We start from the raw sequence: 10,673 nt of genomic DNA on the forward strand, positions 1-10,673 counted from the left end.
GGCGAATGGGCGCTGGTGAATGATGAAACGGCCAGTGGCCGCATCGAGGCGGCACTCGGTTTTTCCGCCGATGGCCAGCTGGCCTACCTGCAGAGCGAGCAGGCCAGTGGGCCTGATGCCATCGTCAGCTGGAACCCGATCACGCAGGAACGCAGGGTTGTTCTGCGCGACGATGTGGTCGATCCGGCACGGGTGATCCGCAGTCCAGGCAGCAGGGTGCCGGTCGGCGCACTGTTCCTGGGCGATACCCCGCGCACCCGCTTCTTCGATGAAGCATCGGCCGAAGCGCAGCAGTACCGCAGCCTGGAGGCGGCATTTCCCAGGCGGGCGGTGTTCATCACCTCCAGCACCCGTGATGGACGAAAGCTGCTTCTGGAAACCTGGTCAGGCGCCAATCCGGGCGAGTTCTACCTTTATGACGTCGACCGCAGACAGGCGCGCTTCCTGCTGGCGCGCAGCGAATGGATCGATCCGGCTACGACCGCATCGGTGCGGTCCATCAGAGTGAAGGCACGCGATGGACTGGACCTGCATGGGTTCCTGACCGTGCCGCACGGCAGTACAGGCCGCGACCTGCCGATGGTGGTGCTGCCGCATGGGGGCCCCATCGGCGAGTTCGACGACGGCCGTTTCGCGCACGAGACGYAGTTGCTGGCAGCAGCCGGCTATGCCGTGCTGCAGGTGAATTTCCGCGGATCCGGCAACTTCGGCCGTGCCCACATGCGTGCGGCTGTGCGGCAATGGGGTCGTGCCATGCAGGATGACGTGACCGATGCAACGCGCTGGGCCATCGCCGAGGGCATCGCCGACAGCAAACGCATCTGCATCTACGGTGCCAGCTATGGCGCCTACGCGGCGATGATGGGGCCGGTGCGCGAGCCGGGGCTGTACCAGTGCGCGGCAGGCTACGTGGGCGTCTATGACCTGCCGTTGATGTACACCCGTGGCGATGTGGGCGACAGCCGTTTCGGCGTGGCCTATCTGCAGCAGTGGCTGGGCGATCCGGCCTCGCTGGGTGAGGTGTCGCCGGTTGCGTTGGCGGATCGCATCAGGGTGCCGGTATTCCTGGCCGCTGGTGGTGAGGATGCGCGTGCGCCCATCCTGCACAGCAAGCGGCTGCAGGCCGCGCTGGAACGGGCTGGTACCCCGGTGGAAGCCCTGTACTTCCGCACCGAAGGCCACGGCTTCTACACCCAGGCGCATCGCAGCGAGTACTACGGACGCCTGCTGGCGTTCCTGTCGCGCAGCCTGGGGGGAGCCACCGCACAAACGCAGGCCACCGGTGATGCGGAGAAGGCGCCCTGAGTCTGGCGATGGCGCGCTCGTCACTGGCGCAGCCATCGTCGGCCTGCCTAGAATCGGCAAATCTGGACAGGGTGTCCGGCAGGGAGGGGGAAGGATGCGCAGGACTGTATTTGCCGCGCTGCTGTGCGCGGTGGTGGGCGGGACGTCGGCGGGTACTGGCGGGGTGGACCTGGAGAAGTACCTGAAGCCGGAGTCGTTCTCGGACGTCAAACTCTCGCCGGGCGGCGAATACGTCGCCGGCACCGTACCGCTGGACGATTCCACCGCGCTGATCATCCTGCGCACGTCCGACCGCAAACCCGCGGGTGTGTTCCGGCCACAGGACAAGAACCACGCAAACACCTTTGAATGGGTGAGCAATGACCGCCTGCTGGTCGGCCTGGCCGAGAAGCTTGGCGCGCTGGATACCCCGCAACCGACCGGTGAACTCTACGGCGTCAATGTCGATGGCAAGGGCGGCGAACTGCTGGTCGGCTACCGCGTGCAGGGCCGTGGGCTGGGCACGCGCATCCAGCCGAAGAAGGTGGAGGACGTCGCGGCTTTCCTCACCGACGAGCTGCCCGGCGATGACCGCAATGTACTGATCGCGGTGTGGCCCTTTGCCGATGATCCCTATACCCGCGTGGAGCGGCTGGATGTGGTCAGCGGGCGCCGCGTGCGCGTTTCCGGCTCGCCGGTGCAGCGCGCCAGCTTCACCACCGATCATCAGGGCGAAGTGCGCTTTGCTCACGGCGCTACCTCGGACAACGTCAACAAGCTCTACTACCGCGCTGGGACCAATGCGCAGTGGTCACTGGTCAATGACGAATCGCTGAGCCACCGGGTGGAAGGGGCCATCGGCTTCTCCGAAGATGGTGCACTGGCCTATCTGCAGGTCGAGCAGCCCACCGGGCCCGATGCCATCCTCAGCTGGAACCCGCAGACCGGCGAACGGCGCGAGGTGCTGCGCGATGGCGTGGTCGATCCTTACGCGATCATCTTCCGCCCGGGCACCCGCGTGCCGGTGGGCGCGCTGTATGTCGGCGATGCACCGCGCACCCGGTTCTTCGATGAGAAGGGGGCCGATGCCCGTCAGTACCGCAGCCTTGAGGCGGCGTTCGGCGGCCCGGTGCTCATCACCTCCAGTACCCGCGATGGCGGCAAGGTGGTGGTGCAGACGTGGTCGGGCAGCAACCCCGGGGATTTCTACCTGTTCGACACCCGCGCGAAGGCGGCAGAGCATCTGCTCAGCCGCAGCGAATGGATCGACCCGAAACTGGCCGCCACGGTTCGCYCGTTTGCATTGAAGGCCCGCGACGGCGTGTCGCTGCATGGATTCCTGACATTGCCGCAGGGCAGTGATGGTCGCAATCTGCCAATGGTCGTGTTGCCGCACGGCGGCCCCTTCGGCGTGTTCGATGAAGGCAGCTACACCAGCGAGCCGCAGATGCTGGCAGCCGCAGGGTATGCGGTGCTGCAGGTCAACTTCCGTGGTTCGTCCAATTATGGGCGCGCCTTCGCCCAGGCGGGTGCGAAGCAGTGGGGCGCGGCTATGCAGGACGATGTGACCGACGCCACGCGCTGGGCCATCGCCGAGGGCATCGCCGACAGCAAGCGCATCTGCATCTATGGCGCCAGTTACGGTGCGTACGCGGCGATGATGGGGCCGGTACGCGAGCCGGGGCTGTACCAGTGCGCGGCCGGCTATGTCGGCGTGTATGACCTGCCGCTGATGTTCACTGGGGAGGCGCAGTTGAGCGATTCGGCCATGCTTTGGCAGCGCGATTGGGTGGGTGATCCGAAGACGCTGGGTACCCGTTCGCCGGTGAATCTGGCCGCGCAACTGAAGGTGCCTGTATTCCTGGCCGCCGGAGGCGAAGACCGTCGCGCGCCGATCAAACACACCGAGCGCATGGAGGCCGCACTGAAGGCGGCCGGCTCGCCGGTGGAAAGCCTGTATTACCGCACCGAAGGCCATGGCTTCTACCGGCCCGAGCACCAGCGCGAGTACTACAGCAGGCTGCTCGCCTTCCTGTCACGCAGTCTGGGCGGCAACACCGCCAGCGCCAGCGCCACCGCAGGTGCTGACAAGGCGCCGTAAGGAAATCCAGCCGCAGCCAGCGGACCCGATGCCGGGCAGGGGATGCCCGGCTTCAAGGAGGAAGTGATGAAGCATGCAAAGGTGCTGGCCGCATTGATGGCCATCTGCGGCGCCGCTGGGGTGGAGGCTGCGGAAGTTTCGCTGGACGGCTATGTGCGTCGTGCGGAGTTCAATGACATCCAGCTCTCGCCCACCGGCGAATACATTGCCATGACCTTGCCGCTGGAGGGCGCGACCGCCGTGGCGGTGCTGCGTACCGACACGATGGAGCTGGTCGGCAATTTCCGGCCGCCACGCAACAATCATGCCGCCGAGGTCGACTGGGTGAGTGACAGCCGCCTGCTCATCGGTCTGGCCGAAAAATGGGGGCCGTTGGACCAACCGCGGCCGACGGGCGAACTGTATGCCATCGACGCCAATGGCAAACGCGGTGATCTTCTGGTCGGCTATCGCGCCCGCCCGGATGAGCCCGGCTTCGTGACCGGGCGCGTGGTCGAGCCGGTCGCCGCCTTCCTTGCCGATCCGCTGCCTGCCGACGAGCGCAACGTGTTGATCTCGCTGTGGCCATTTGCCAACGACACCAATACGCGTCTGGAACGGATGGACGTGATCACCGGGCGTCGCATCCCGGTATCGCGTTCACCGGTGCAGCGCGCGACGTTCACCACCGACAATCAAGGGGAACTGCGCTTCGCCCATGGTGCCGCCGCCGACAACGTCAACAAGCTCTACTACCGCGAAGGTCGCGATCATTGGACGCTGGTCAACGACGAAGGCAACAGCCGCCGCATCGAACGCCCGATCGGCTTCTCTGCCGACAACCGCCTGGCTTACCTGGTGGTGGAGCAGGCCCGCGGCCCGGACGCGGTGGTCAGCTGGGACCCGGTCAGCGGAGAGCGGCGTACGCTGCTGCAGGACGATACCGTTGACCCTACCCATGTGGTCTACCAGCCTGGCACGCGCGTGCCGGTGGGCATCCAGTTCGTCGGCGCTGCCACGCGCACGGCCTTCTTCGATGAGCAGTCGCCGACCGCCGGCATCCAGCGCAAGCTTGAAAAGGCGTTTCCAGGGCAGGCGGTGAGCCTGGTCTCCGGCACCCGCGACAACACACGTCTGCTGGTGAAAGTGAGCTCGGCAACCAATCCCGGCGACTATTTCCTGTACACCACGGCCACCCGCAACGCCGCGTTCCTCACCAGCCGCCATCGCTGGTTTGATCGCGATGGCGGTGCCAGCGTTCGCCCGATCACCCTGGCTGCGCGGGACGGCCTGCCGCTGCATGGCTTCCTGCCCCTGCCCAGGGGCAGTGATGGCCACAACCTGCCGATGGTGGTGGTCCCGCATGGTGGCCCGATCGGCGTGTTCGATGATGGTGGTTTCGAGCGCGAGAACCAGTTGCTGGCCGACGCCGGCTACGCGGTGCTGCAGGTCAACTTCCGCGGCTCGGGCAACTACGGCCGTGCACATACCCAGGCCGCTGCCCGGCAATGGGGCCGCGCGATGCAGGACGATGTGACCGACGCCACCCGCTGGGCGATCAGCCAAGGCATCGCCGACAGCGCACGCATCTGCATCTACGGTGCCAGCTACGGTGCGTACTCGGCCATGATGGGCGCTGTGCGCGAGCCGGGGCTGTACCGCTGCGCGGCCGGCTACGTCGGGGTGTACGACCTGCCGTTGATGTTCAAACGGGGCGACATCCAGGATCGCGCCTCCGGCGTGACCTATCTACAGGAGTGGCTGGGTGATCCGGCCACCCTGGCGGCAGTGTCGCCGGTGAATCTGGCGGCGAGTATCAAGGTGCCGGTGCTGCTGGCCGCTGGTCGCGAAGACCTGCGTGCGCCGGTACAGCACACCGAACGCATGGAAGCGGCGTTGAAACAGGCCGGCGTGCCGGTGGAAGCGCTGTATTACCCGCGGGAGGGGCATGGTTTGTATGCCGAGGCCAACCAGCGCGACTACTACAGCCGATTGCTTGCCTTCCTGTCACGCAGCCTGGGGGGCGGTACCGCAGCGGCCGCGACGTCTTCCGACAAGGGCAAGGCGCCCTGAAACACGCGCGGCGGCAACCATCATGGTTGCCGCCGCAGTGAGCTGCCAATGGGCGTTACTTCACTCCATGCATCATCCGCTTCAACAGCGGTGCGGCGATGAAGGCCAGCAAAGCGCAGCCCAGGCCGATCCACATCAGCAGCCAGAACAGGTGCGCATAGGCACCGGCCGCAGCGGCCATGTCCAGCGTTTCGCCTTCAGGTACGTCGATCGCCGCCAGCTTGCCGAACAGCGCGGCCAGCGTTTCGGAGAAGGCGGTCGCCAGGAACCAGGTGCCCATCATCAGGCTCATCACCCGGGGCACCGCCAGCTGGGTGACCGCCGACAGGCCGACCGGCGACAGGCACATCTCGCCGCTGGCCAGCAGGAAGTAGGCCAGCACCAGCCACCACACGCTGGCCATCTCGCCGGTCGTACCAACGTGCTGCGCGGCCAGCGCCAGCGGTACGAACGACAACGCACCGATCACCAGGCCCCAGGCCGACTTCACCGGCTTGCCCGGCTCCCAGCCGCGACGGTCCATCCAGGTCCACAACGCGGCGAAGGCCGGCGCCAGCAGCACCAGGAACAGGCCGCCGAGGTAGGTCAGCGAACCGGCGGTCTGCGGAATCACCAGACAGTCGCGCACCAGCAGCACCAGCATCAGCGCGACGATGGCGATGAAGAACGTACGCGGTGCGGACGAGCCGGGACGTCGCTCGGACAGGCGCGCGCTGACCACGAAGCCCAGCGGTGCCAGCAGCAGCGAGAGGATCGACCACGGCAGCGGCGAGCCTTCGCGGATCACCAGCGCCGGTACGATGTCCTTGGTCAGCAGGCGGTCGGTGAAGGTCACCCACGAGCCATACGACTGCTCGTACATCGTGAAGAACACCAGTGCCATGAAGATCAGCACCATCAGCGCGATCATCTGCTGGCGCTGCACCGGCGTGCACTTGCTGCCAGTGAACCAGGCGAACCAGACCAGCACGCCGCCGAGCACCACCAGCATCAGCATCAGCGCCAGGCTGATTTCACCACCAAGCGCGAAGGCACCGTTGCCGGCCGCCCACATCAGCCAGGCCACCGGCAGCACGCCGATCACCGCGCACAGGTAGATCAGCCATTCGCGCGGCAGGCCCAGCACCTTCTGCTTCAGCGTGGCCGGCTGCGGCGGTTCGGCATGGCCCTGCAGGTATTTCTGGCCCCACAGGAACATCGCCAGGCCGGCAATCATGCCGATGCCGGCCGCACCGAAACCGTACTTCCAGCCGTAGACCTCGCCGAGGAAACCGCACACCAGCGAGGAGAACAGGGCACCCAGGTTGATGCCGGCATAGAACAGCGAGAAGCCCGAATCGCGGCGCGGATCGTCCTGCGGATAGAGCTTGCCGACGATGGTGGAGATGTTCGGCTTGAGGAAGCCGACGCCCATGATGATCAGCGCCAGCGACAGATAGGTCACTGCCAATGCCGAGGTGTCGCGCACTACTTCGCCATTGACCCGGTATGCGGCGTGGCCCTCGAAGGCCATGCCGAGGTGGCCGAGCACCAGCAGGATGCCGCCGAACAGCACCGCGCGGCGCATGCCCAGCCAGCGGTCGGCGAGCATGCCGCCGAATACCGGGATGCAGTACACCAGGCCGCCATAGGCACCGAGCAGGTCCAGCCCGGCCTTGTCACCGAACAGGTGGTACTTGGTGAGGTACAGCAACAGCAGCGCCTTCATGCCGTAGAAGGAGAAGCGCTCCCACATTTCGGTGAAGAAGCAGACGTAGACGCCCTTGGGATGGCCCAGGAAGTCGTCGGAAGCGATAGCAGTGGAATTCATCGCGGAATTATAGGCCCGCGCCCGCTTTCAGTAGATCCACGCCATGCGTGGATGGCCGCCCCGGTGCATGGTCTACAGGTACCGCAACCAGGCCAGGTCGCGTCGCCGTGCCTTGAACCGCGCGAATGCCCGCGTCGGTGGGTACAGCACCACCGCCAGCGCGCAGGCCACCAGCAGCAGGCCGGCCACCGAGTCCAGTGCATACAGGCAACCGTGGGTCGGGCCCCAGGTCTTCAGCGCGGCCAGGTACAGCAGCTTCAGCACGTACAGGTGCAGCAGGTAGAAGAACATCGGCGCTGCACCGATATCGGCCAGCGGCCGCAGCGCGCGCGCCAGCGGCGGCCACTCATACAGCCGCAACAGCAGCAGGCCCACGCCCAGTGTCAGCAGCAGGAACTGCAGCGACGGCGGGTACTTGGTGATGTTGAACACGCTCATCCACGTGCGCAGCGTGCTGGTCTGGTACTGCCAGGGTGCATCGCCATAGTCGTTGGCGAAGCGCAGCAGGGCGAAGGCGGCCAGTGCGCCCAGCCCGGCCCACAGCAACCGCTGCCGCCGCTGTTCGGGATCGCTGCCGGCGGCGAACCACGGTGCCATCAGGTAGCCCAGCGCGATCACCCCGATCCACGGCAGCACCGGGTAGGAGGTACGCAGGCTCAACCGCCCAGCCTCGATCCAGTCACGCTGGTGCAGCACTTTCCACAGCACCGCCACCGCGCCGTCGCCCTGCACGCGCATGCCATCCAACAGGTTGTGGCCAACCACCAGCGCTACCGCCAGCACCGCCAGCACCGGCCGCGGCAGCCACAGCAGGCCGGCCAGCGCGATCATGCTCAGGCCGATCGCCCAGATCACCTGCAGGTACACCGTCTCCGGCGGGAACTGGAAGGTCCAGGCGAAGTTGACCAGGGTCAGTTCCAGCACCACCAGGAACAGGCCGCGCTTGAGCAGGAAAGCCGCAATGGCACGGCGCGGATCGGCATGGCGCTGGCCGTACAGCCAGGCCGACAGGCCGGTCAGCAGCACGAACACCGGCGCGCACAGGTGGGCCAGCAGGCGGCAGGCGAACAGGGCAGGGGACACGGTCGCCGCGTCCATCGGATCGCTGACCTGATGCTGCAGGAAGAATGTCTCGCGCACGTGGTCTAGCAGCATCAGCAGCATCACGGTGCCGCGCAACTGGTCGATGGAGGCCAGCCGGGAGGAGGGGAAGGAGGACATGCGGTGGGCGGGTACAGGTCAACGGAAAGTTATAACATAGCGTTTGCGGAGTGCCCACTTGGGCTTTGCCGCATCGGCTGGCTCGCGGTGCCGCTGCGGGCCCGTGCCTGTTCCAGCTGCAACCCCCATCCTTTGGCACGCTGGACTTGCTGCCCCCTGAACGCTAGCGTGACAGGGATTTTTTGCCAGCAGGGGCTTTCATGAACCATGACGCTGCGCCCAAGCAGCTCACTTTCCGCGCGGTGGTCCTGGCCATCGTGCTGGCGGTGGTGCTGTCGGCCGCAAACGCCTATCTCGGTCTGTTCGCAGGCCTGACCATCGCCACCGCGATTCCCGCCGCGGTCATTTCCATGGGCGTGCTGCGCCTGCTGGGGGGCGGCTCGATCCTTGAGAACAACATCGTGCAGACCGGCGCTTCGGCCGGTTCGTCGATCGCCGCCGGTGTGATCTTCACCATCCCCGCGCTGGTGATCATGGGCTACTGGCCGGACTTCAAGTACTGGTGGGTGCTGGGCATCGCCGGTCTCGGCGGCCTGCTGGGCGTGCTGTTCTCGGTGCCGCTGCGCCGTTCGATGATCGTCGAGGACCCGCTTCCGTTCCCGGAAGGCAAGGCGGCGGCTGAAGTGCTCAAGGCCGGTGAAAACCCCGGCCCGGGCCTGAAGATCCTTGGCCTGTCGGCGGTGATCGGTGCGTTCGTCAAGCTGGCTGCGGAAAGCGGCATGCGCTTGATCCCCGACGCCTGGGCTACCTCGGCCTACGTCGGCAGTTCCAAGATCACCGCGTTCATCGGTACCAACCTGTCGCCGGCGCTGCTGGGCGTGGGCTACATCGTCGGCCTCAACGTCGGCATCGTGGTGGTGTCCGGCTCGATCCTGACCTGGCACATCGCCATTCCGATCTACCAGGCGTTCTTCATGAACACCGATCCGGCGCTGGCCGCCTCGATCGCCACCGCCTCGTCCACCGAAGCGGCGTTCGCCATCTGGGGCGCGAAGATGCGTTACCTGGGTGTCGGCGCGATGCTGATCGGTGGCATCTGGACCCTGATCTCGCTGCGCAAGTCGCTGCTCAACGGCGTCAAGAGCGGCTTCGCCGCCGCCCGCAAGAGTGGCGGCCCGGTGCTGGCACATACCGAGCGCGACCTGCCGATGAAGTGGATGCTGGTGGCCTTGGTGGTGTTCACCCTGCCGCTGCTGGCGCTGTACCAGGCCATCGTCGGCCAGTGGCACGTGTCGATCCCGATGACCCTCATCATGATCGTCGCCGGCTTCCTGTTCGTTTCGGTGTCGGCCTACCTGGCAGGCCTGATCGGGTCGTCCAACAACCCGGTCTCGGGCATCACCATCTCCACCATCCTGTTCGCTTCGGCGGTGCTGGTGCTGCTGCTGGGCAAGGACGGCCTGCAGCCGGTCGGTGCCTTCGGTGCGCCGCTGGGCGCGGTGGCCGCGATCATGATCGGCGCGGTGGTGTGCTGTGCCGCCGCCGTCGGCGGTGACAACCTGCAGGACCTCAAGGCCGGCTACATCGTCGGTGCCACTCCGTGGAAGCAGCAGCTGATGCTGGGCATCGGTGCGTTCTCGTGCGCGCTGATCATGGCCCCGGTGCTGAACCTGCTGGCTACCGCCTACGGCATCGGCGTCAAGTCGGAGCTGCATCCGAATGCGCTGGCCGCACCGCAGGCCAACCTGATGGCCTCGGTGGCCAAGGGCCTGTTCGGCGGCGAGCTGCCGTGGACCTTCATCGGCATCGGTGCCGTGGTCGGTGCCGCCATCATCGCGTTCGACAGCTGGCTGAAGTCGCGCAACTCGCGTTTCCGCGTGCCGGTGCTGGCCGCGGCGATCGGCATCTACCTGCCGCTGGAACTGATGGTGCCGATCTTCCTCGGTGGCCTGATCTCCTACCTGGTCGAGCGCTTCCACAAGGTACGCGCCGATGACGAAGAGGGTCGCGACCGCGTGCACAAGCCGGGCGTGCTGTTCGCTGCCGGCCTGATCACCGGTGAGGCGCTGATGGGTATCGCCATCGCCGTGCCGATCGTGGTCAGCAGCCGTGCCGACGTGCTGGCCGTGCCGTTCCATCTGCCGGCCGCGCAGTGGATCGGCCTGGCCGTGCTGTTCCTGGTCGGCTGGCTGATCTACCGCACCGGCAAGCGCGCCGTGGCGTAAGTGATGGGGGAGTGCCGGCCGCTGGCCGGCAACCCTGGAA

The 10,673-nt window shown here is 66.4% G+C and carries 6 protein-coding genes; 4 read left to right on the forward strand and 2 right to left on the reverse strand.

Annotated features, from left to right (window positions below):
• The 3 genes from AB4Y84_RS04640 to AB4Y84_RS04650 form a co-directional block, all read left to right on the forward strand.
• Positions 1-1,305 (forward strand): alpha/beta hydrolase family protein (locus AB4Y84_RS04640; protein ID WP_442249824.1); only part of this gene is annotated, 1,305 nt, incomplete at its 5' end.
• A gap of 94 nt (positions 1,306-1,399) precedes the next feature.
• Positions 1,400-3,385, forward strand: coding sequence for an alpha/beta hydrolase family protein (locus AB4Y84_RS04645; RefSeq protein WP_442249825.1), 1,986 nt, complete (start codon positions 1,400-1,402; stop codon positions 3,383-3,385).
• A 66-nt stretch (positions 3,386-3,451) separates the two neighbouring features.
• Entirely contained in the window at positions 3,452-5,437 is a 1,986-nt protein-coding gene (locus tag AB4Y84_RS04650) for an alpha/beta hydrolase family protein (protein WP_442243832.1), read from the forward strand.
• Positions 5,438-5,492: 55 nt separating this feature from the next.
• Here AB4Y84_RS04650 and AB4Y84_RS04655 read toward each other — a convergent pair whose 3' ends face one another.
• Complete coding sequence (locus tag AB4Y84_RS04655) at positions 5,493-7,247, reverse strand: peptide MFS transporter (RefSeq protein ID WP_394196139.1); 1,755 nt, start codon at positions 7,245-7,247, stop codon at positions 5,493-5,495.
• Positions 7,248-7,319: 72 nt separating this feature from the next.
• Positions 7,320-8,468 (reverse strand): DUF1624 domain-containing protein, encoded by a 1,149-nt coding sequence (locus AB4Y84_RS04660; RefSeq protein WP_442243831.1) that lies wholly within the window; start codon positions 8,466-8,468, stop codon positions 7,320-7,322.
• A 200-nt stretch (positions 8,469-8,668) separates the two neighbouring features.
• Between AB4Y84_RS04660 and AB4Y84_RS04665 the strand changes: the two genes are divergently transcribed.
• A complete protein-coding gene (locus tag AB4Y84_RS04665) occupies positions 8,669-10,633 on the forward strand; it encodes an OPT family oligopeptide transporter (RefSeq protein WP_089239520.1) in 1,965 nt (654 codons plus the stop codon).
• Positions 10,634-10,673: the final 40 nt, after the last annotated feature.

The organism is Stenotrophomonas sp. 2YAF22, assembly GCF_052114665.1.
In the GTDB taxonomy this organism is placed as follows: Bacteria; Pseudomonadota; Gammaproteobacteria; order Xanthomonadales; family Xanthomonadaceae; genus Stenotrophomonas; species Stenotrophomonas indicatrix.